Origin of the sequence: Azospirillum sp. INR13, assembly GCF_015390205.1 — a bacterium.
GTDB lineage: Bacteria > Pseudomonadota > Alphaproteobacteria > Azospirillales > Azospirillaceae > Azospirillum.
The window spans coordinates 164,435-184,942 of the sequence record NZ_VUOI01000005.1 but is presented as its reverse complement, the minus strand read 5'-3'; the positions used below and the strand labels follow the sequence as shown (position 1 = coordinate 184,942).

19 protein-coding genes and 3 pseudogenes are annotated in these 20,508 nt (G+C 65.6%); 12 read left to right on the top strand and 10 right to left on the bottom strand.

Annotated features, from left to right (window positions below):
* Position 1 precedes the first annotated feature (1 nt).
* Both F1643_RS06620 and F1643_RS06615 read left to right on the top strand, forming a co-directional pair.
* Positions 2-232: pseudogene (locus F1643_RS06620) on the top strand (transposase domain-containing protein); the annotation flags it as partial.
* Between the two features lie 97 nt (positions 233-329).
* Positions 330-1,271, top strand: a complete 942-nt coding sequence (locus F1643_RS06615) for an ArdC family protein (RefSeq protein ID WP_194912059.1) — start codon at positions 330-332, stop codon at positions 1,269-1,271.
* A gap of 65 nt (positions 1,272-1,336) precedes the next feature.
* On the opposite strand, the gene F1643_RS06610 is transcribed toward F1643_RS06615, so the two are convergent.
* A complete protein-coding gene (locus F1643_RS06610; protein ID WP_194912056.1) occupies positions 1,337-1,528 on the bottom strand; it encodes a hypothetical protein in 192 nt (63 codons plus the stop codon).
* Positions 1,529-1,736: 208 nt separating this feature from the next.
* Between F1643_RS06610 and F1643_RS06605 the strand changes: the two genes are divergently transcribed.
* The 8 genes and pseudogenes from F1643_RS06605 to F1643_RS24515 all read left to right on the top strand — a co-directional run bounded on the left by F1643_RS06605 (position 1,737) and on the right by F1643_RS24515 (position 14,157).
* Complete coding sequence (locus F1643_RS06605; protein ID WP_194912054.1) at positions 1,737-3,839, top strand: ParB/RepB/Spo0J family partition protein; 2,103 nt, start codon at positions 1,737-1,739, stop codon at positions 3,837-3,839.
* 63 nt (positions 3,840-3,902) lie between these two features.
* Positions 3,903-4,634 (top strand): hypothetical protein, encoded by a 732-nt coding sequence (locus F1643_RS06600; protein ID WP_194912051.1) that lies wholly within the window; start codon positions 3,903-3,905, stop codon positions 4,632-4,634.
* Between the two features lie 72 nt (positions 4,635-4,706).
* A complete protein-coding gene (locus F1643_RS06595; protein WP_194912050.1) occupies positions 4,707-4,937 on the top strand; it encodes a DUF6117 family protein in 231 nt (76 codons plus the stop codon).
* 92 nt (positions 4,938-5,029) lie between these two features.
* Positions 5,030-9,401 (top strand): annotated as a pseudogene (locus F1643_RS06590) (strawberry notch-like NTP hydrolase domain-containing protein).
* 12 nt (positions 9,402-9,413) lie between these two features.
* Entirely contained in the window at positions 9,414-10,484 is a 1,071-nt protein-coding gene (locus tag F1643_RS06585) for a toprim domain-containing protein (RefSeq protein WP_194912048.1), read from the top strand.
* A pseudogene (locus tag F1643_RS06580) lies at positions 10,426-11,693 on the top strand (SLOG family protein). The gene F1643_RS06585 and the pseudogene F1643_RS06580 overlap by 59 nt, the downstream one beginning before the upstream one ends.
* A 165-nt stretch (positions 11,694-11,858) precedes the next feature.
* Entirely contained in the window at positions 11,859-13,565 is a 1,707-nt protein-coding gene (locus F1643_RS06575) for a patatin-like phospholipase family protein (protein ID WP_194912045.1), read from the top strand.
* A 202-nt stretch (positions 13,566-13,767) separates the two neighbouring features.
* The gene (locus F1643_RS24515; RefSeq protein WP_194912034.1) at positions 13,768-14,157 is read left to right on the top strand and encodes a 4'-phosphopantetheinyl transferase superfamily protein; all 390 of its coding nucleotides are present in this window, start codon (positions 13,768-13,770) and stop codon (positions 14,155-14,157) included.
* Here F1643_RS24515 and F1643_RS06565 read toward each other — a convergent pair.
* The 8 genes from F1643_RS06565 to F1643_RS06530 form a co-directional block, all read right to left on the bottom strand.
* A complete protein-coding gene (locus tag F1643_RS06565; RefSeq protein WP_206692372.1) occupies positions 14,109-14,933 on the bottom strand; it encodes a nucleoside triphosphate pyrophosphohydrolase family protein in 825 nt (274 codons plus the stop codon). The genes F1643_RS24515 and F1643_RS06565 overlap by 49 nt on opposite strands.
* Positions 14,934-15,020: 87 nt before the next feature.
* Entirely contained in the window at positions 15,021-16,061 is a 1,041-nt protein-coding gene (locus F1643_RS06560; RefSeq protein WP_194912024.1) for a nucleotide kinase domain-containing protein, read from the bottom strand.
* Between the two features lies 1 nt (position 16,062).
* Positions 16,063-16,380 (bottom strand): hypothetical protein, encoded by a 318-nt coding sequence (locus F1643_RS06555; protein ID WP_194912022.1) that lies wholly within the window; start codon positions 16,378-16,380, stop codon positions 16,063-16,065.
* Positions 16,374-16,871 (bottom strand): hypothetical protein, encoded by a 498-nt coding sequence (locus F1643_RS06550; protein WP_194912019.1) that lies wholly within the window; start codon positions 16,869-16,871, stop codon positions 16,374-16,376. The genes F1643_RS06555 and F1643_RS06550 overlap by 7 nt, the downstream gene beginning before the upstream one ends.
* On the bottom strand, positions 16,864-17,700 hold the full coding sequence (locus F1643_RS06545; protein ID WP_194912017.1) for an ImmA/IrrE family metallo-endopeptidase: 837 nt from the start codon (positions 17,698-17,700) through the stop codon (positions 16,864-16,866). Before F1643_RS06545 ends, F1643_RS06550 begins: the two co-directional genes overlap by 8 nt.
* Positions 17,701-17,715: 15 nt before the next feature.
* Positions 17,716-18,075, bottom strand: a complete 360-nt coding sequence (locus F1643_RS06540; RefSeq protein WP_194912015.1) for a helix-turn-helix domain-containing protein — start codon at positions 18,073-18,075, stop codon at positions 17,716-17,718.
* Positions 18,072-18,374 (bottom strand): hypothetical protein, encoded by a 303-nt coding sequence (locus F1643_RS06535; RefSeq protein ID WP_194911995.1) that lies wholly within the window; start codon positions 18,372-18,374, stop codon positions 18,072-18,074. Before F1643_RS06535 ends, F1643_RS06540 begins: the two co-directional genes overlap by 4 nt.
* A 106-nt stretch (positions 18,375-18,480) precedes the next feature.
* On the bottom strand, positions 18,481-18,897 hold the full coding sequence (locus F1643_RS06530; protein WP_194911994.1) for a helix-turn-helix domain-containing protein: 417 nt from the start codon (positions 18,895-18,897) through the stop codon (positions 18,481-18,483).
* A 429-nt stretch (positions 18,898-19,326) separates the two neighbouring features.
* Here F1643_RS06530 and F1643_RS06525 point away from each other — a divergent pair, with 429 nt between their 5' ends.
* Together F1643_RS06525 and F1643_RS06520 are read left to right on the top strand one after the other, a co-directional pair.
* Positions 19,327-19,623, top strand: coding sequence for a DUF736 domain-containing protein (locus tag F1643_RS06525; protein WP_194911993.1), 297 nt, complete (start codon positions 19,327-19,329; stop codon positions 19,621-19,623).
* Positions 19,624-19,946: 323 nt separating this feature from the next.
* On the top strand, positions 19,947-20,090 hold the full coding sequence (locus F1643_RS06520) for a hypothetical protein (RefSeq protein ID WP_194912156.1): 144 nt from the start codon (positions 19,947-19,949) through the stop codon (positions 20,088-20,090).
* A 64-nt stretch (positions 20,091-20,154) separates the two neighbouring features.
* Here the strand turns inward: F1643_RS06520 and F1643_RS06515 are convergent, their stop codons facing one another.
* Entirely contained in the window at positions 20,155-20,388 is a 234-nt protein-coding gene (locus F1643_RS06515; protein ID WP_014188684.1) for a helix-turn-helix domain-containing protein, read from the bottom strand.
* Between the last annotated feature and the right edge of the window lie 120 nt (positions 20,389-20,508).

Genomic DNA, 20,508 nt, shown 5'->3' with positions numbered 1-20,508 from the left:
ACGCATCATCGCCCTCACGCGCAAGAATGCTCTGTTCGCCGGCAGCGACGGCGGCGGCGAACACTGGGCGACCATCGCGTCGCTGGTGGAAACCTGCAAGCTCAGCGGTGTCGATCCGCAGGCCTGGTTCGCCGATGTCCTGACCAAACTCGCCAGCGGGCATCCGATCACCAGGCTCGATGAACTGCTGCCCTGGAGCTATGCCCAGCAGGCAGAACACACCGTGGCCTGAAAACACCGCTTACAGAGAAAGAGGGCTGTGCCGATTGTCGTGACGGGTTTGGAGGGTCGGGGGACAGGCTCCCGGCCGCCCGTCGCGGAGACCGACGATGCCTCATGCCTCCCGAACCACCCGGTCGGGTGCCGACCGGACCAGCCTGTACGCCGAGATCACCGCCCAAATCATCGCCGAGTTGGAGGCCGGCCGGCTGCCCTGGGTGCAGCCGTGGGGAACGCCGAACACGGCCGCCCCGCTTGGTCTGCCCCGAAACGCCACGTCCGGGCGAACCTATGCCGGCGTCAACATTCTGATTCTCTGGGACGCCGTCGTCACCCGCGGCTTCTCCGCCCAGAGCTGGCTCACCTACCGCCAAGCCCTTGCCTTGGGCGGCAATGTCCGCAAGGGCGAGCGCGGCACCACAATCGTCTACGCCGACCGCTTCATTCCCGACCGCGAGCGTCAGCGGGCGAGGGAGGACGGCGACGAGGCCCAGGCGATCCATTTTCTCAAGCGCTTCACGGTCTTCAACTGCAATCAGTGCGACGGCCTGCCCGACGGCATCGCCGTCGCACCACCGCCGATCCCGGAGGGGTTGATCCTGCCGCGCGCCGAGACGCTGATCCGGGCCAGCGGCATCGATTTTCGTATCGGCGGCGCCCGAGCTTTCTACAGCCCCCAGCACGACTATGTTCAGGTGCCGCCTCCGCAGGCCTTCTTTGAGCCCGTGAATTGGCACCGCACGGCACTCCACGAAGGAGCCCACGCAACGGGGCATCCGTCACGATTGAACCGCGACCTTTCCGGATCCTTCGGTTCCCGAAAGTATGCCCTCGAGGAGTTGGTGGCCGAAATCGCTTCGGCCTATCTCTGCGCGGCGCTCGGCATCGTGCCCACCGTCCGCCATGCCGATTACATTGGCAGCTGGTTGGACGTATTGCGGGCCGACGATCACGCCATCCTCCGCGCCGCCAGCGCCGCTTCCAAGGCCGCCGATTACCTGCTGGGCCTCATGCCGGCGGATGTCGAGGGCGACGGGCAGGCGGTCGCCTGAGGAAAGGGCCTTTGGCTTCGTTCCGAGGGATGCGGAAGAGACCGTCCGGTTCGGCCGTGTCCCTCTTACGCTGTTGGCGCTTGCCGGGCGGGATCCGGACACCGGCGCCAGGAGGCGATGGTCCGCACCGTCCGCAGGGCGTTGGCGTTGTCGGCCATCGGCATGTGGCGCCGGAGCTCCGCCACGGCGGGCCATTCGCCTCGCTCCTCGAATGCCCGCTGCACCGCCTCCGTCATCGCCTCATCGACCACGAACATTGGCGATCCTTTCCCCTGTCATCCCGCCAGGATCATGCGCGCTGCCGCTGATCACGGCAAGGAACCGTTCGGACAGCGGGCATCGTGTCGGACCCTTGGTGAGGCTCGGCCAGTGGCCAGGGGAGAGGAAGAGGATGGTGGAATCGAGGTGTACGGGTGAGGAGATCGGGAGAGAGGCTCCCGGCCGCCCGTCGCGGAGTTTACCGCCATGGCCACCGCCAAGATCGTCCTGAACGCCTCGCGCGACATCCCCTTCAACAAGCTGGTGCTGTCCCAGGCCAACGTCCGCAAGGTCAAGGCCGGCGTCTCGATCGAAGAGCTTGCCGAGGATATCGCCCGGCGCACCCTGCTGCACAGCCTCGCCGTCCGCCCGGTGCTCGATGCCGAGGGTGCCGAGACCGGGGTCTTCGAGGTGCCGGTCGGCGGGCGCCGCTTCCGGGCGCTGGAGCTGCTGGTGAAGCAGAAGCGCATGACCAAAACCCAGCCGGTGCCTTGCGTCGTGCGGACCGGCGGCCTTGCCGAGGAGGATTCGCTGGCCGAGAACCTGCAACGGGAACCGCTGCACCCGCTCGACCAGTTCCGCGCCTTCCAGACACTGCGGGAGGCCGGGCTCGGCGAGGAGGAGATCGCCGCCCGCTTCTTCGTCGGCACCGGCGTGGTGAAGCAGCGGCTGAAGCTGGCCGCCGTCGCGGCTCCGCTGCTCGACGCCTACGCCGACAACAAGATGACGTTGGAGCAATTGATGGCCTTCACCGTCACCGATGACCAAGCGCGGCAGGAGCAGGTGTGGGAGGCGCTGTCGAAGGCCTACAGCCGCGAGCCCCATCAAATCCGCCGTCTGCTGACCGAGGGTGCGGTGCGGGCTTCGGACAAGCGGGCGCTGTTCGTCGGTTTGGACGCCTACGAGGCGGCCGGCGGGACGGTGATGCGCGACCTGTTCCTGCACGACGATGGCGGCTGGCTGCAGGACCCGGCGCTGCTCGACCGGCTGGTGGCCGAGAAACTGGAGGCCGAGGCCGCCACCGTTCGCGCCGAGGGCTGGAAATGGGTCGAGGTGGCCTTGGCCTTTCCCTACGGCCACAGCCGGGGGCTGCGTCGCCTGAGAGGCGAGCCGGTTCCGTTGAGCGAGGCGGAGCAGGCGACCTACGACGCGCTGCACGCCGAGTATGAGCGGCTGGAGAGCGCCGATCCGGCCGATGTGGAGGCGCTGGAGACGGCGTCGCAGCGGCTCGTCGAGATCGACGTCGCGTTGCGGGCGCTGGAGGACCGACCGGCGGTCTACGAGACGGCGGAGGTGGCGCGGGCTGGCGTCTTCGTCAGCGTCGATGCCGAGGGACGGCTTCAGGTTGATCGTGGCTATGTGCGGCCGGAGGACGAGGCGCCGGTCGAGCCGGTGGCCGTGCCCGGCAGCGATGGGCAGGTGGCTGCCCCATCGGCGGCTGGTGCGGGCGGGGCGGTCGCCGCTCAGCCGGCAATCATCACCGGAAACGCCCAGGTTTCGGCACCGGCACCCGTGTCGGTCGTGGGGCCGGAGGTGCCGGATGACGACGAGGGGCTGCGGCCGCTGCCCGACCGACTGCTGACCGAGCTGAGCGTGCATCGCACCTTGGCCCTGCGCGATGCGGTGGCCGGCGATCCCGACATCGCCTTCCTGGCGGCGCTGCACGCTCTGTGCCTGCGGAGCTTTTACCAGCGCGGCGGCGGGTCCTGCCTGGACCTGGAGCTGAAGAGCGCCGGCTTCGGCGTGCAGCCGCCCGATCTGGCCGCCAGCGCCTCGGCCAAGGCGATCGACGCCCGTCAACGCTCCTGGAGTGGACAGTTGCCGCAGGACGCCGCCGAGCTGTGGGCCACGCTGTCGGCGTTCGACGGCGACAGCCGGGCGGCCTTGTTCGCCCACTGCGTCTCCTTCGGCGTCAACGCCGTCCATGAGCCGTGGAACCGCAACCCGCAGCGTTTCGTCCACGCCGATGCCCTGGCCCAGGCGGTCGGTCTCGACATGGTGGCGGCCGGCTGGGTGCCGACGGTCGATGCCTATCTCGGCCGGGTGCCCAAGGCGCGCATCCTCGAGGCGGTGCGCGACGCCCGTGGTCCGGAGGCGGCGCAGCTGATCGACCATCTGCGAAAACCCGACATGGCCAAGGAGGCCGAGCGGCTGCTCGCTGGCAGCGGCTGGCTGCCGGAACCGCTGCGTCCGCCGACGGACGCGTCGATGGAGGAGGATGCCGGTGCGGGGGGCGACAACGAGGTTCTGCCGGCTTTCCTGACCGGCGACGGTGAGGCTCCGGTCCCGACCGAAGCGGTGGCCGCGTGATTGCGAACGCGTGGAGCGGCTTCGGCCGCTCCACGTTCGTCCTCGCCCTTTGTGGAGGCCACCATGGCAGAATTCCACGATCCCACCATCGTTCAACAGCCGATTCCATTCGCCGACCTGACGCCGTTGGAACATCTGGTCCTCACCCGCATCTTCGACATCGAGGAAACCGGGGGCCGGCTGTTGCTCCACGCCGCGCTCGGCCCGCGCGAGACCATTGCCGTTTCCATTGGGGAGGTGAGGACCGCCCTGGCGGCATCCGCCTCAGTCCCCGGCCGGTTGGTGCCCTTCCTGTCCGAGCGCTTGCCCGACGCCGGCGTCACCGATGGGGTGGTGGCGTTCGATCTCAGCGGCTTGTCCTGGACCTTGGTTTTGCAAGACATTGTGCGCCGTTCGCCCTCCCTCCCCTATGTCACGGCGGTCACCGCGTTCACCTGCACCGCCATGCGGCCGGACGGCTTCGGCGGCATGGCGGTGCTGATCACCGCCGACATCATCCGCGGCATCTCGACCAACGACATCCTGGAGACGTGGCTGGCGGACGGCACGGTGGGGCAGGAGCACAGACTGCTGTGTCTCGCGGAGCATGAAGTTCGCGCCGAGGTCAAGGCCGTGATCGACACCGACGAAACCCTGACCCGGCTGGCGCCGGAGATGGTGAGCGACGCCGACATCCACGCCGCCTGCCGGGCGGTGGCGGCGAACCGCGATCTCGGCCAGGAGCACGGCGCCGCGCGATTCCGGGCGGCACTGGCCGCCATCCGCGCGGCGGAACGCCGTCTCGTCGGCTCCTGATCCCTGTTCGCCATCTGTTTCCTTGTCGAGCCCGGCCGCCGCGCCGGGCTTCTTTCTTTTGGGAGAACCCCCATGCCGATCCCCGACTTTATCAAGACGAATTTCGCGACGCTGTTGCGTGCCGCGGCGGCCGGCGATCTGGCGCTGGTGGAGGGCACCGACGCCCGCACCGGCGAGACCCGCTTCATTCTCTGTGCCGTCGCTCGTCGCAGTGGCGAGGTCGTGCTCACGCCCTTTGGGCAGCTTGCCGATGACAACCCCTACGCGCTTTACGACCCGCCCTTCGATCCTGGCGACGGGTAGAGGACGAGGGCGGCGGGGCGGGGTTGAGCCGGAGCGGATCGAGAGAGCATCCCCCGGCCCCCGGTTTCCCCCGCTCTCCCGGACCTGCCGCCATGACCCAGACCGCCGACTTTCGAACCGACACCGCCGACATCCGTCCTCCGCTCCCGGTGGACAGCGCGGCGGCTTTGCTCGCTGCCGCCGAACGGCTGCTGCCCGACCTCGAACACGGCCGCGCCGTCGATGCCGGCACGCTGCGCGCGGCGATGACCGCGGCGTTCGGCGGTTCCGACGCCGAGGGCACCTGGAACTGGAAGCTGGCCTATGACGCCGGCGAGGCGGCGCAGATTCTGTTCTTGCGCCGCTTCGGTCCGGCCATGCGCGCCCGTGCCAAGACTCCCGCGGTGTTCCTGGCCATGCTGGAGCGGGTGGCGGCGCTGTTGCCCTCGCAGACCCGGCGCTCCGAGGAAAGCCAGGCCCGGCAGCAGTTCTCGACGCCGCTGCCGCTGGCCGGCGTGGTGGCCGCCGCGGCGGCGTTGACGCCGGACGACCGCGTGCTGGAACCATCGGCCGGCACCGGCCTGCTCGCCGTCTTCGCCGAACTGGCGGGAGCGAGTCTCATCCTCAACGAGCTTGCCGAGAACCGGGCCGGCCTGCTGGAGCGGCTGTTCCCCGGGCGTGCCGGTAAGCCGCTTCGATGCCGCCAACATCCACGACCATCTCGACCCGACCGTCCGGCCGACCGTGGTGCTGATGAACCCGCCCTTCTCGGCTCTGGCCGCCGTCGATGGCCGGGTTGCCGATACCGCGCTCCGGCATATCGGCTCAGCCCTGGCGCGGCTGGCCGAGGGCGGGCGCCTCGTCGCCGTCACCGGCGCCGGGCTGGCGCCTGATCATCCGGCGTGGCGCAATGCCTTCGTCCGCTTGCAGGAGCGTGGGCGTGTCCTGTTCTCCGCCGCCATCGACGGCCGGGTCTATGCCCGCCACGGCACGACCGTCGACACCCGGCTGACCGTCATCGACCGCGTGCCGGCCGACGACCCGACGATCGTCCCGGCCTCGCCGGGGACGGCGCCGGATGTCGCCACCTTGCTGGGCTGGATCCAGCGTGACGTTCCGCCGCGTCGCCCCGCCGCGTTGTCCGGCGCGGTTCCGATATCGGTGGTGGCGCGTGCGGGGGCCGTGCGGCCGGTGCGCCGGGCCGTGGTTCCCACGCCTGCGCCGTCCGCTCCCGATCCGGCTGCTGAACTGGTCTACGAGACGCGGGATTGGGCACTGGAAGCTGATTCACGGCTGACTGCCGCGCTCTACGAGCCCTACCGGCTGCAATCCATCCTCCTCCCCGGCGCCCGGCCGCACCCGACGCCGCTCGTGCAGTCCGCCGCCATGGCCTCGGTCGCGCCACCCAAGCCCCGCTACCGGCCTCATCTTCCCGCCGCGCTGATTGCCGATGGCATCCTCTCCGACGCCCAACTTGAAAGCGTCATCCTCGTCGGAGAGGCACACGCCGGTCATCTCGCCGGCCGCTGGACGGTGGACGAGAGCTTCGACGTCGTCTCGGCCGCCCCGGAGGACGCCGAGGGGGCGGTGCGCTTTCCGCCGCGGCTGGTTCCTGGGCGACGGCACCGGAGCCGGCAAGGGCCGGCAGGTCGCCGGAATCCTGCTCGACAACTGGCTGAAAGGCCGCCAGCGCGCGCTCTGGGTCTCGAAGTCCGACACCCTGATCGAGGACGCCCAGCGTGACTGGGCGGCGCTCGGCCAGGAACGTCTTCTGGTGACGCCGCTCTCCCGCTTTCGGCCCGGTGCCCCGATCCAGTTGGAGCACGGCATTCTCTTCACCACCTACGCGACCCTGCGCGGCGATGGCCGCGAGGGTGCCGTGTCCCGCGTCCAGCAGATCGTCGACTGGCTCGGCCGGGACTTCGACGGCGTCATCGTCTTCGACGAGTCCCACGCCCTGCGCAACGCCGGCGGCAGCGCCGGCTTCGGCCGCGAGGGCGGCACTGGCACCCCATCCCAGCAGGGCCGCGCTGGCCTGCGGCTTCAGCATGCCCTGCCGGACGCCCGCGTGCTGTACGTCTCCGCCACCGGCGCCACCACCGTGCACAACCTCGCCTACACCCAGCGCCTCGGGCTGTGGGGCGGCGAGGATTTTCCCTTCGCCAACCGTGCCGAGTTCGTCCAGGCCATCGAGGCCGGCGGGGTCTCCGCCATGGAGGTGTTGGCTCGCGACCTCAAGGCACTCGGCCTTTACACCGCCCGTTCGCTGTCGTTCGAGGGCGTCGCCTACGAGATGGTCGAGCACCGGCTGACGCCGGGCCAGGTCCACATCTACGATGCCTACGCCGCCGCCTTCCAGGTCATCCACGCCAACCTCGACGCGGCGCTGGAGGCCAGCAACGTCACCGGCGCCTCCGGCACCCTGAACGGCCCGGCCAAAGCCGCCGCCCGTTCCGCTTTCGAGAGCGCCAAACAGCGCTTCTTCAACCATCTGATCACCGCGATGAAGGCACCGACCCTGCTGCGCGCGATCGACAGGGATCTCGCCGCCGGCCACGCCGTGGTGGTGCAGATCGTCTCCACCGGCGAGGCGCTGATGGAACGCCGGCTGGCCGACATCCCGACCGAGGAGTGGAGCGACATCCAAGTCGACATCACGCCGCGCGAGTATGTCCTGGACTATCTGGCCCACTCCTTTCCGATCCAACTGCATGAACCTTTCACCGACAGCGATGGAACCTGTCGTCCCGGCCGGTGTGGCGGGACGGCCAGCCGGTGCTGTGCCGGGAGGCGGTCGAGCGGCGCGACCGCATGATCGAGCGGCTGGCGTCGCTGGAACCGGTGCCCGGGGCGCTGGACCAGATCATCCAGCGTTTCGGTACTGACATGGTGGCCGAGGTCACTGGCCGCTCGCGGCGCATCGTGCGCAAAATCGATCCCGGCGGGCTGGAACGGCTGGCGGTGGAGAACCGGCCCGGCTCGGCCAACCTCGCCGAGACCCAGGCCTTCCTCGACGACGACAAGCGCATCCTGGTCTTCTCCGACGCCGGCGGCACCGGGCGCAGCTACCACGCCGATCTCGGCGCCCGGAACCAGCGGCTGCGGGTGCATTACCTGCTGGAGGCCGGCTGGAAGGCCGACGCCGCCATCCAGGGGCTGGGGCGCACCAACCGGACCAACCAGGCGCAGCCGCCGCTGTTCCGTCCGATTGCCACCGATGTCCGGGGCGAGAAGCGCTTCCTCTCCACCATCGCCCGCCGGCTCGACACGCTGGGCGCCATCACCCGCGGTCAGCGCCAGACCGGCGGGCAGGGGCTGTTCCGCGCCGACGACAATCTGGAATCCGTCTACGCCCGGGCGGCCCTGCGCCAGCTCTACGGTCTGCTGCACGCCGGCAAGGTCGAGGGCTGCACGCTGGGCGACTTCGAGGCGGCGACCGGGCTGGCGCTCTGCGACCGCGACGGCGGTTTGCGGGATGAGCTGCCGCCGATCACCGTTTTTCTCAACCGGCTGCTGGCCTTGACCATCGGCTTGCAGAACACGCTGTTCGGCGTGTTCGAGCAACTGCTGACCGCGAAGATCGAAGGCGCCATCGCGTCCGGCACCTACGACCGCGGTGTCGAGACGCTGGTGGCCGACCGCTTCACGGTGACGGCGCGGCGCACGCTCTACGCCCATCCGGCAACCGGGGCGGAGACCCGGCTGTTCACCCTGGCGCGGCGCGACCGCAATCAGCCGCTCAGCGTGGAGGAGGCGCTGGAACGGGGCGCTGGCCCGTCGGCGCGCCTTCTGGTCAACGCCCGCTCGGGCCGGGCGGCGGTGCAGGTCCCAGCCGCCAGCCTGATGCTGGACGACGGCACGCTGGAGCGCCGGGTCCGCCTGCTGCGGCCGATGGAGCGCGTGACCGTGACGCTGGCCGAACTGGCCCAGAGCCAGTGGCGTCCGGCCGAGCCGGAGCCCTTCACCGCCGCCTGGCAGGCGGAGGTCGCCGCCGTGCCGCCCTTCTCCACCAGCACGCTGCACGTCGTGACCGGCCTGCTGCTGCCGGTCTGGCGGCGCCTGCCCGACACGAACCTGCGCGTCGTCCGGCTGCAGACCGACGAGGGCGAGCGGATCATCGGCCGGGTGGTGGCGTCGGAGGCCCTGGCCGACGTCGAGCGGAACTTCGGCATCGACGCCGGCGCGGCCGCTCCGCTGCCGTCGGTGGAGGAGGCCTGGACCCTGCTGCTGGGAGAGCGGATGGCGCTGCATCTGACCGACGGGCTTCGCCTGCGGCGGGTCACGGTGATGGGCACCCACCGGATCGAGCTGTTCGGTTTCACGGAAGGCATGGTCGAGCGGCTGAAGGCGCTGGGGCTGATGACGGAGATCATCGCCTGGAGCCTGCGGCTGTTCGTGCCGGTGGGCGAGCGTGGGCCGGCGGTGTTCGCGGCGCTGCTGGCCCGGCACCCCCTGCTGCGCGTCGTCGATCGGACGGTTGCTTGAGCGGCGGATGTCATGTCCAGGGTATCGGAGATGGCGCAGCGCCTCGCGCGGGAGGCCGAGGCGGTGTGCCGCCATTACCTGTCGCAGGGGCGGCGGGAGGGGCATTACTGGCGAATCGGCGACGTTCACAACACGCCGGGGCGCAGCCTCTATGTCCGCCTGCACGGGACTGGTGCCGGGCGATGGGCCGACGGCGCCACCGGCGACCATGGCGACCTCCTCGATCTCATCGGGTTGAATCAGGGTTTCGACCGGCTGGGCGACGCGCTCGAGGAAGCCCGCTCCTTTCTCAGTCTGCCGCGGATCGTGGAAGCCCCAAGGCGGTGGGAGCCGCGTTCTCCGGTTGGATCGCCAGAGGCCGCCCGTCGACTGTTCGCCCGCTCCCGGCCGATCGCCGGCACATTGGCCGAGGCGTATCTGCGCAACCGTGGAATTCCGGAAATCCGCAACGCCGGTTTCCTGCGTTTTCACCCCCGCTGCTGGTACCGGATCGACGCGGATCGGCTTGCCCAAGGGCCGGCGCTGGTCGCCGCCGTCACCGACCGGGAAGGCCGGATCACCGGCGTGCAGCGCACCTGGCTCGATCCGGCCGGCCAGGGCAAGGCGGCGATGACCGCGCCGCGCCGGGCATTGGGGCATCTGCTCGGCAACGGCGTCCGCTTCGGTGTGGCTCACGATGTCCTGGCGGCGGGGGAAGGCATCGAAACCATGCTGGCGCTGCGGACCGCCCTGCCGTCCTTGCCCATGGTCGCCGCCCTGTCGGCCGGGCATCTCGCCGCCTTGCGGTTCCCGCCGCCGCTCCGGCGCCTCTACATCGCCCGGGACAACGACGCCGCCGGACGCGGAGCGGCGGAACGGCTGGAACGCCGCGCCGAGGCCACCGGCATCGAGGCGCGGATCCTCACGCCGCTGTTCGGGGATTTCAACGACGATCTGCGGGCCTGCGGGGTGGCGGCGTTGCGGGCGCATCTGCGGACGCAGCTCGCCCCGGAGGACGGCACGCGCTTCTGGCTCCCAGGGATCGATGGGACCGGTGAAAGCGGCGGGAGGATGGACGGCACCGCCGATGCCGTCGGCGGGTAACGGCGGGAAATCGTTCCTGCCGGGAAAAGGCCGCGGCCACGGCCTTCCAGCGGGCGATCGGGCGGCAAGCGGGGCAGGTCCGCAACGGCGGCGGTCCACTTTCTTCCCCGGCCGGCCAAGCCGGCCTTCCTCGCGAAACAAGAAAGCCGCCCGCCGCCATCCTCCGCTCGCGCTGCGGCCCAAGGGTGCGGACCCGCCCAGCCCGCCGCGCAGGGATCGCCACGAAGGCCGCGATGGGCGCGGCCGATCCCCCGCCGAAGGACGACCCGCCATGACCACCGACCGCGACAGCGCCGAGTTCGAGCCCGGTCACGCCTCCTCCCCCACCGACCACGCCCTGACCGAACTCCAGCTCTACGGGCACCGGCCCTTTCAGGACGATCCCGACCCCCGGCCGTTGCCCGACGAGACCGCCATCCGCGCCGCCCTGGCCGACATCTTCGATGCCCTGGTCTCGACGCTGAACGAGACCCGCCTGGAACCCGATCTGGCCGACCTGCTGTGGTCGACCGTCAACCTGTTCCACCGCGCCACCGACCGGGTGCGGCGCGAGCTCGACGACAACGAGGACGCCCAGAAGCGCAGCCAGCGCGAACAGGACGGTTCGGAAATCCGCTCAGTCGAGCTGGAGCGGCTGCTGGCCGAGGGGCTGACGCTGATCGAGCGCCGCACCGCCATGGAAGTCTTCCGCGACCACGCCGCCGGCCTGTTCGAGCTCCACACCGGCTCAAGCTGGCGGCCGCGCGCCGGATCGCTGGTCAGCCACCGCACCCTGACGGCGACGCTGATCGACAGCCGGGACTTCCTCGCCGCCAAGCGGCGGGCCGAGACCGAGCCGCTGCTGCCCCCCGGGGTGCGGATCGGCTTCACCGGTGGGGCGGAGTGCAACGACCATCACCGGATCTGGGCGGTGCTCGACAAGGTCCACGCCAAGCACCGGACATGGTGCTGCTGCACGGCGGCAGCCCGAAGGGGGCCGAGCGCATCGCCGCCTGCTGGGCCGAGCACCGCAAGGTGGTGCAGGTGCTGTTCAAGCCGGATTGGGCGCGCCACGCCAAGGCCGCCCCCTTCAAGCGCAACGACCGCCTGCTGGAGGCGCTGCCGGTCGGGATCATCGCCTTTCCGGGCTCGGGCATCGCCGCGAACCTTGCCGACAAGGCCAAGCGGCTCGGCGTTCCGGTTTGGCGTTTTGGTGACAGCGAGGCGTAGTTCCGGCTTCCTAAGTAAGAAAGCCGATATCGCTCAGGGAAGCATACTGATATCAGCATACCATTGTACAGATGATTTGAGGTTGCTGAAGCATTGCTGGGTGCAGTGGTTCGATTATACACTCAGAAAAACTATCACGTATCTCGCGCAGGACGGCAAAGGCTTATGGGAACTCCACATTCAAAAATCGATGAAGAGTGGACGGACAATAGACAGTCGCCTGGGTTAGATGTCCGCAACTCGGTGGCGCATTTGGCTAAAACCCCCGCGCCGCACCGTGTCTTCATAGCGCTTGCCGGAGGCGGAGCAAAGGGCCTGATCCATGTCGGCGCGCTCCGAGCCCTGGAGGATCGCGATGTCGAATTTTGCGGGTTGGCGGGGACATCGGCAGGTGCCATTGTCGCGGCACTCAAGGCCGCTGGCTTTTCCTCCCGTGAGTTGATCGACCCTGATGGCGGTCCGTCGGTCATCGACAAGCTCAACGAAATCGATCCCAGCATAAAACGCGCCACTGATATCTTTGGTGGCGGATGGCTCCGTGTCCGCCTATTCCGCTGGGCGGCGGGCCATTTCCAGATATTAAAGATTTTGGCGGGCGTAATCGGGCTGGCGCTACCAATCTGGTTGATTTGGGTAGGTACCACACGATCCTGGCCGATGATTACCACGGCCGTCATCGCAACCATCATCATCGGCTTGTTTGGTCTGCTGGGATTCCGTTTTCTGATCGGCGGACTCGCGAGTGTGGAACAATTTCGCTCGGCTCTGGGAAAGCTGCTTCAACGTAAAATGTTTCCTGCCGAGCCAGATCGAATCGTCACCTTGGGCGACTTCGCCCGGGATGGCCGACCGACGCTCAAGATCGTGAGCGCTAATCTAAGCCGACGCCGCCTTCAACTCTTCTCGCCAGAGCGTACGCCAGAGGTGGCAGTTGCCGATGCAGTAGCAGCCTCGATTTGCCTACCTTTAATCTTCGCGCCATGGCGAATCGACAAATCGACCTTCGTTGATGGGGGAATTGTCTCTAATCTTCCGGCTTGGCCGTTCGATGAGGAACGCGAACTCGATCCCCAAGCGCTCACCATTGCAGTCGAGATCGCGGACACTTCGAACGCTCCATTCATTCGACGTTTCAACTGGCTGCCCTCGGCGGTCCGCACCGCGCTGTTCGGATCTGGCGAGCTCAATCTGCGCGTGTCCGGTCAAGCCGAGCAGCTGGTGCTGGAGAGCCGCCTAAACCTGCTCCAGTTCGATTTGACATTGGAACAAGCTCGCCAGGAAGTGCGTGATGGCGAGGCAGCTGCATCAGTGCGGCTCGACAAACGACTGTTCCGACGACCCGAACTCTACCGCAATGCCTGTGAAGTGACGCGCGGACTAACCGAGGATATCGTCGAATCGGCACTCCATATTGATGCAAAGCGCGTACGCGTCGCTATCGCCGTCCCCGACCACGATTATCACCATTCGCTGCGCCTGCGCTTCTCCTCCGGCTATGAGGCTGATCCCGATGAAGGCATGTTGGTGCCAATCGTAGGTTCTGTGCTCGGCGCCGCATGGGCCGCACGGGAATCTCGCTTCGAGCTTGCGCCGTTTCCGCCCGAGCTTGATCTTCCGGGTGACGCCAATCGGCTACGGCGCAAGCTTCGCTGGCCAAAGCTTGCATGGCAATTATGCATTCCTATATTGGATAGAGACGATCACGCACGCTTCGCGGTTCATATCGGCGGCGATGCCAAGCTGCCAATCGATCCGCGGCTTGAGGATGCGGTCACCGAAATCGAAAGTTCTGTGAAAGAGTTCTTCAATCTGATAATACAAGAATTGTCCGAACTGGAGGATGGCCATGGCTTGGAAGAGCGCCACCTTTAAAAAATCCGACGCGGTTGGACATACGACCGACACGGAGGCAATCTCGCGCGCTGTCGCTAAGCACCGCGAGGCAATGTCGGATGTCGTCTCGGATGCAAAGAGGCTTGCCGATGAGCGTCGTCGGACGCTGAACAGCATCCAAGATCCCGAGCTTAAGCGTAGTGCAGCGCGCTAACGGGCACACAGCAAGGCTCAAGCAGATATGAACGTATTAGCGGTAGGTCTCGACTTGGTCGAGATGGATCGTTTTCGTCTGCTCTACGGTGATTTTGATCCTGACGTGCTTGCGCGATGTTTCACTACACGCGAGCAGGCAATAGTTGGTGCCGATGCGGATTGCCTTGCCCGGCTTGCGGGGCGCTTCGCCGCCAAGGAGGCTGTGCTTAAAACGATCGGCGGCCTTCAAGATGGCATTGCTCTTACTGATGTGGAAATCATCTCAGACGGTGTGTCGCCGCCGCGCGCTGAAGTGACGGGGGGAGCGCTCGCTGCAGCGGTAGCGCGCGGTATTACGAACTGGCAGATCAGCTTGACGCACGGAGCTCAAAGCGCGGCGGCGGTAGCACTCGCGTTCGGAACAGCCTCGACATAGCGAAGAGTCCTGGCGCTTCGGTCGATCTCGACCATTCCGCCCTGTGCGGCAACAATCTGCCGCCAAGCAGCGAAGCTCTGGACGATTGCACTCTGCCAAAGCGCATCAGGCTGTTCGGCCACCTCGAGATGCGCACTCATGCCGCGCACCATCTTGAGTAGCGTCTCATCCACTCCCCGCGCGCCGTCGAGGAAATTGTGGTTGCGCCCATAGTCGAAGATCAATGCCGCGATCCCTTCCTCGATCACAGCCGCGCGGCCACCATCCTCAACCTCGTCCAATTTCGCGACACTGCGGCGCTTGCGGCCAAGTAGCTTGCGGAGTACGGGCGACCAACCGAGGACCGCAACGAAACCAGCGTGGAAAATGTCGTGAAAACGATAACCGTCGTCGTTATGTGCGTTGTCGGTAAGCTCAGCGCCAACCTGCTCGCCATTAAAGAGCGTGCGGACAATCACACGATCGCCGTCGGCCTGTTGTTTGAAGGTCAGGGAGAAGCACTCCGGGAAGCTTTCTCCCTCCTTGTCGCAGGAGCCAAGCACAACCCCAACGTCCTCACCGAACCGCCCGCGGGTCTTGGCAAGGTTAGCAGTGGCTATGTCATCAAGATCAAGACCATACTTGCTGGCGACATTGGCGGTATACCAAAGGATATCGCCTAGCTCCTCGCGCACGCGATCGACGAAGCGGACGTGCGACGGCCCGTCGCGCAACCATTTCTTATATTCGGACAGGAGCTGTCCCGCCTCACCCGCGAGGCCTAGCAGCGGGATCAACTGCGCCGTCTCGGCGCCGCCTAAGCTGGTGCGATCGGTTTTCCAGCGCCTGATGCTGATAGTCGGAGAAGTGCATGCGACGCCCCTTTAGAGAAGTTGCTCGGCGCCCCCCGGCTGGGCCGGAAGCCGATCGTTAAGGCCCCATTTCGGTGGAAACCATACGGTGTGCGGAGATGTGGAGGGCTTGAAGATTTGTTTGATCCGTGTGCGGCCAGAGACGCCTATAATTTCTGGATGGGCAACGCGGGCATATTTGCTGATCTCGCAGAACAGGTTCTGGCAGTCGATCAGCTGAAGCCGTCGTCCCCACAGGGTCTGAAAGTCAAGACCGAGGCGAGCGAACTCCTGCTCCTGGCGATCGTGCATGAACTCGATGATATCTTCCGCGAGATAGTCGGCGGCATTGACGAAACATTTAGCAATACCGTCACGCGCGCCTGGCCCTGCCACGACGAAGCTGTCCTCGGCAAAGTCAATGAGCGTTGCATAATTGAGATCGATCGCAAGCTGGAACGCTAGGAAATTGCCGAGCGAAGGCAGTTTCTTGAGCAGCGCGAACACTTGTGCAAGCGAGGTCGCCGAGTTGATCCTATCGGGGAGATTACCGTTTAAAGCAGTCTGGACGAGGTGAAGGTGGCCTCGATGCTTAACTCCTCCACCTTCGGGCCATTTAACCGGCGGGATAATATAGGCCGCCGAATAGAGCTTGCCACCCTGACGCATCGCCGAGGTGAGCACCTTGTCATAGGCGTGATACTCGAACGTCTCCCAACTGAGCGGTCCCAGTTGCGACTCAAGGAGCTGCCACGTCTCGATTCTATTGAAAAGCCTAAACAGGAGAACACGGAAAAGTTGCTCATGCGGTGCAGCGCTCCGTCCGTCGCCGTAAATTACCTCGCGAATGAGGTGCTGGCTGACGCGGTCGGCAGCGCGATACGCATTGGTGAAGCGGTGGCGTGCGAGGATGGAATCGTTGGTCCATGGGGAGAGTTGTCCCTCTAGCCGACGAAAGAAGATTGCCTGCCGTTCGGTCGCGAAACGCCAGTAGCTGTCAAATACTTCGGTCGGCTGAAGGTCAACGAACCGATTTGAACCGCGGAAAATCTTGGGAAAAGCGTTGTTATTCATATCAGGTGGCTTGCGGCAGCTTTTGGGCAGCCTCCAACTCAGCGCGGACGGTAGTGAGCATAGTAGCAAAATCGCCGTCGGTCTTGCCGATTTTGTCCATCTTGGCTATGCCAACGAATATGTTGAGCCGTTCCAGACGGCGTTTCATTTGCGACGCCATAAAGGCGCCGAGACGTCCGAGACCCAGATAGTTACCGTATCCTTTGTGAACGATCTGCTGGGTCGCATAAAAGGCATTCACGATCAGCCCGTCGTCGCCGGAGAAGGTGAAACTCACCTGCTGCAGGCAGGGAAATTCGAGCTGGGCGGTCGTCAGCATGTCGCGATAGGGATCGAACGTCGTCGCCTGCCATTTCGAGCGGCGCCCGCTTGGGTTGCGATCATATTCGTCGAGAACCCATGCAATTGATTGAAGCCAGCCCCGCTGCCCTCGAAGTCAATCATGCGCTGAAAGTAGGAGCCGCGCTTGTTATTCTGTGAGTTATAATCCCGAATACGCGGGAATGCCTCGAGGAATATTTTGAAGAATTCCGCGCGGTTGCCCTCGGCCATCTGCCAATAGCGCTGAGGGAAGATTGTCCAGGCGACGTTTTCGACGTCGCGCTTACCCTTAGCAGCAAGCAGTGTATCGACTGCGGCGCGAATCTCTGGCACCTCGGCGGCAACGCCCTGATCGTTGAACCCGGTAATCGATAAGGTTAAGGGTGAGATTGCCTCAACGCCGGGACGCGCGAGGCGGTCGAGCACGCTTGCCCAGCCGAGCGACAGGTTGGCGGCGACGATGGATTCGGGCTCGGCGATTTTACTCATCTGGATCCTCCAGGAAGCGATATTTGGCAGGACCAATGAAGCTTGCGGGGGCTACCCGCGCCTCGATCTGCCAGCAAGACGTGGTAATAGTCGCTCGGCCGCGACCGACCGCATTATAGACGTCAAATCCTTCAATCGACTGCCGAGGGGTGAGGACATGGCCGGAGACCGTGGCATTGGCTGGGACCGCCAGCGCATAGCCCTCCTCGAGATCAACCCCAGCTGAGCGCTGCCGGTCGTCGAGGATGACGAGGCCTTCGGCGTCATCATCACCTAGTATGCGCTTACGGATGCGCTGCGGCGTCCATTTGCCTAGTTCGGCTCGAACGTTGCGCGGCATGTCGTTGAGTGTCATCGATAAGTGTGTGAGCAGTGTATCGTATCCGACACCGAACTCACTTGCGATCGTCAGGACTTGCAGTGGATTGACCGTTGCCGGCGACCATCCCCTGCTGTTGAAGGCACGGCGCACGCCGATCGTGGGCATTAACATAAAGGCGGCGAAGGCGTTGGCGAGTACCTCTTCCGGGATTTCCGAGTCTTGCCGATCGTCGCCCTTGAGCTCGTCAATCGTCGAACCATGGCCGAACCAGTGATGCCCAATCTCATGGGCACAGGTGAACGCCTTACGGGCGAGGGGGCGGAACGCTGATAGCATGATGCATGGTGGAACGCCTTTACGATAAAAACCCTCCATGCTCACTGGCAGGAAGCGGATGCGGATGCCCATCGCCTCGGCCACCGCATAGACGTCGATTGGCGTAATGAGATCAAGGTCGAGCCTATCGCGCGTGTCAGATGCGGCTTGGGCACCGTCTAGGATGAGCATGCGCCGGTTCATTGCTCAGCCCTTGGTTTCGTCATCAGTTTCAGTACGCATCGCTGCAAGCGCACGAAGTAGACCATCGAGAGCGTCAGGTGACAACTTGGCGAGTTCGCGTGCGGCGAGTTGCAACTTGGGATCGTCCACCGCTAACTTATCGGGCGTTTTACCTAGCAAATATGCTGTGCCCACGTCGAAGATGTCGGCTAATCGCGCGAGTTCATCGGCAGTTACGCGACGATTGCCCGCTTCGATCTCGCTGATCGAAGGGCGGTGCATGCCCATCATTTTAGCAACTTGGCCCTGGCTCAAGCCCGCAAGTGTGCGTGCTTCGCGAATACGCTGGGCAATGAGTTGGCGATGTTCGGCCTCGGTACTCATTCCGCTGCCATCGCAAAAGTCTGAGCTGCGACATGCGCGCAAATGAGATTCGCTGACTGGTTGATTGTCAGAAGTGGTCCTCCATTTTTTCCGCCAAACACATGCACGTTATTATCGATTTTCACCCCAAGCTCCTTGGCAATCCATGATGTAGCGACCGGCCACACCGTACTGTCGAACTTTTCAAGGACCCGCCGGGGCACGTCAACACCGGTCAGCACCGGGCAGGGCAAACCGCTCACGTCTTGGACTTTTTGCAGCGTCTTGACGATCGCCGCTCTGGCTTCATCGAGAGTCATGGACACCTCCCTTACACCCGGTAAGATAATCTTACTATACCGGCGCCCATATTCAAGCCCTGATAGTTTTTTTGCCTGCGTTGGTGAGCTGAAGGGAATATGGGAGTCAGACGGTTGCAAATCGGGCTGTGAGTGGCCGTACAGATATGTCAGATTCTGGCGCTTTGCCGCCATAAACATGGGTAAAAGTTGAATGGCGCCCGCGCGGGCAAACCCGCGCGCCGGGCTCTCGTGAACCGAGCCTCCTGCGGAGTCTCGGGCCTTCAGCCTTCGATCCCTGCCGCTTCGTTCCCAGATGGGTGCATCCCAGGAAAATGCCCGGCGCTTCGAAGGCGCGCCGGATGCTGCCCAGCACGCAGCCGTGCGACGATCTCTCGGCCAGTTCGAAGCGGCGCATCGCCGACACCGACAAGGCTGCCTTCTCGGCGAGGGCTTCCTGCGACCATCGGATACGTGTTCGGATGAGCCGGCACGGCTGCTGGGTCACGCCACCACTCTCCACCGGCACGACGAAACGCCGCATGCCGCCATCATGGGCAGGATCGGTTCACAGCCCTTCTGTCCGGGTCCGGACCGTTGGCGTCGGCCATCGCGGTGTTCACTGGAAACCGCGTTCTCACCGTCATCGGGTTTCGGCACCCGTGCGTTCGCATGGTCTCCCGGGTTCCGTGCTCCGGCGCGTCCACCGCGTCCTTTCCTGCTGGCGACCCTGACGCCGGGTTCGGCTGCCGTGGCAGCCCGACCTCGATCCCGCAACGATCCGGGGACGACCTTCTTCCCCGCCGTGCTCGGCGGACGCCTGTGCGCGCCTTCCTCGCGCGGCAAGAAGCTCGGCCCCTTGGCCGTCCTCCGCTGCGCTGTGGCCCTTCGGGTGCGGGCCGGTCGTCCGGCGTCTTCTCATCGCCATCAAGGACGCGATGGTCGCGACCGAATCCAGCACATGGAGACGAAAATGGCTCAGATCGGCACCTTCACCCGCAATGACGATGGCTCCTTTGCCGGGACCATCAAGACGCTGACCCTCAACATCAAGGCCCGCTTCGTTCCCGTCGAGAAGGACAACGAGAAATCTCCCGACCTGCGGGTGCTTTGCGGGCCGATCGAGATCGGCGCCGGGTGGCGAAAGGCCGCCAAGGACACCGGACGTCTCTACCATTCCGTCAAGCTGGACGATCCGAGCTTCCCCGGCCCGATCTACGCCAGCCTGGTCGAGATCGACGGCGGTTACGCCCTGATCTGGTCCCGCTGAGGTCCGCATTCATCGGCTGCGGCGCTCCATCCGGAGCGCCGCGAACCGGCGGGACAGCCAGGCGACGCGATCCCGGGACGTTCCCCGTGTCCCCAAACGTTGGTCTGTCTCTTCAGACCTCCCAGCCTACCATGCCGGATCGGCCCGCCTCGAGGACGAGCGGTTCCCCCCAAAATGCTGCGCATTTCGGCTCCCCCGCCCGCCGGCTGGTCAGCCGGTCGCCTGCGGCGATCCTCGACCCGGGCCGATCCGGCATCGTGGGGACCCTCCTGTCTTCAAACAGAGGAGGGAACGATGCTCACCATCGACCGCGAGATCAAGAGTTGCGCGCCGAACTGGCCGGCAGCGTCCTGACCCGCCGTGAACGCGCCCAGGCTCAGGCGGCGCTGACCGCGCTCATCGCCCGGCGGGCGGCGAGGGAGAGGGCTTTCGACCCGCGGATGGCCGAGGATGCGGCGCCCGGTTGAGGCGTTGTTCCGCTTGGCGGGCGGTCCCTGGGATAACCGCTCCACCACCGCCGGGAGGGAGCGGCTATTCCGCCGTCTCCGCGCTGGCGGTTTCGTATTCCAGCAACGCCGCCGGGGTCACGCCCAGGGCGTCGGCCATGTCCTTCACCACCGTCACGGTCGGATTGCGCGCCCCGCGCTCGATGCCGCTGATGTAGGTCCGGTGCAGCCCGGATTCGAAGGCAAACTGCTCCTGCGACCAGCCGCGCGCGCGTCTGATCCGCTGAACGTTGAGGCCGATCCGCTTGCGAATGTCCATCCCGGCAGAAAGCCACCTTGCAGCCGATCAGTCTACAGACTATGAGTAACATTGTGCGGTGACCGGTTGCGCCGAGGCGCCGCGCACCCGTTCCGCGCGGGGACAGCCGGCGGAAATGCA

What these genes read in the sequence shown, in the direction of transcription:
- F1643_RS06530 (WP_194911994.1), bottom strand. Translation starts at nt 18,897, where the DNA reads ATGCGGCGTTTCGTCGTGCCGGTGGAGAGTGGTGGCGTGACCCAGCAG.
- F1643_RS06595 (WP_194912050.1), top strand. Translation starts at nt 4,707, where the DNA reads ATGCCGATCCCCGACTTTATCAAGACGAATTTCGCGACGCTGTTGCGT.
- F1643_RS06585 (WP_194912048.1), top strand. Translation starts at nt 9,414, where the DNA reads ATGTCCAGGGTATCGGAGATGGCGCAGCGCCTCGCGCGGGAGGCCGAG.
- F1643_RS06545 (WP_194912017.1), bottom strand. Translation starts at nt 17,700, where the DNA reads ATGCTCATCCTAGACGGTGCCCAAGCCGCATCTGACACGCGCGATAGG.
- F1643_RS06535 (WP_194911995.1), bottom strand. Translation starts at nt 18,374, where the DNA reads ATGACTCTCGATGAAGCCAGAGCGGCGATCGTCAAGACGCTGCAAAAA.
- F1643_RS06550 (WP_194912019.1), bottom strand. Translation starts at nt 16,871, where the DNA reads ATGAGTAAAATCGCCGAGCCCGAATCCATCGTCGCCGCCAACCTGTCG.
- F1643_RS06555 (WP_194912022.1), bottom strand. Translation starts at nt 16,380, where the DNA reads ATGCTGACGACCGCCCAGCTCGAATTTCCCTGCCTGCAGCAGGTGAGT.
- F1643_RS06575 (WP_194912045.1), top strand. Translation starts at nt 11,859, where the DNA reads ATGGGAACTCCACATTCAAAAATCGATGAAGAGTGGACGGACAATAGA.
- F1643_RS06525 (WP_194911993.1), top strand. Translation starts at nt 19,327, where the DNA reads ATGGCTCAGATCGGCACCTTCACCCGCAATGACGATGGCTCCTTTGCC.
- F1643_RS24515 (WP_194912034.1), top strand. Translation starts at nt 13,768, where the DNA reads ATGAACGTATTAGCGGTAGGTCTCGACTTGGTCGAGATGGATCGTTTT.
- F1643_RS06515 (WP_014188684.1), bottom strand. Translation starts at nt 20,388, where the DNA reads ATGGACATTCGCAAGCGGATCGGCCTCAACGTTCAGCGGATCAGACGC.
- F1643_RS06605 (WP_194912054.1), top strand. Translation starts at nt 1,737, where the DNA reads ATGGCCACCGCCAAGATCGTCCTGAACGCCTCGCGCGACATCCCCTTC.
- F1643_RS06560 (WP_194912024.1), bottom strand. Translation starts at nt 16,061, where the DNA reads ATGAATAACAACGCTTTTCCCAAGATTTTCCGCGGTTCAAATCGGTTC.
- F1643_RS06615 (WP_194912059.1), top strand. Translation starts at nt 330, where the DNA reads ATGCCTCATGCCTCCCGAACCACCCGGTCGGGTGCCGACCGGACCAGC.
- F1643_RS06540 (WP_194912015.1), bottom strand. Translation starts at nt 18,075, where the DNA reads ATGAGTACCGAGGCCGAACATCGCCAACTCATTGCCCAGCGTATTCGC.
- F1643_RS06600 (WP_194912051.1), top strand. Translation starts at nt 3,903, where the DNA reads ATGGCAGAATTCCACGATCCCACCATCGTTCAACAGCCGATTCCATTC.
- F1643_RS06610 (WP_194912056.1), bottom strand. Translation starts at nt 1,528, where the DNA reads ATGTTCGTGGTCGATGAGGCGATGACGGAGGCGGTGCAGCGGGCATTC.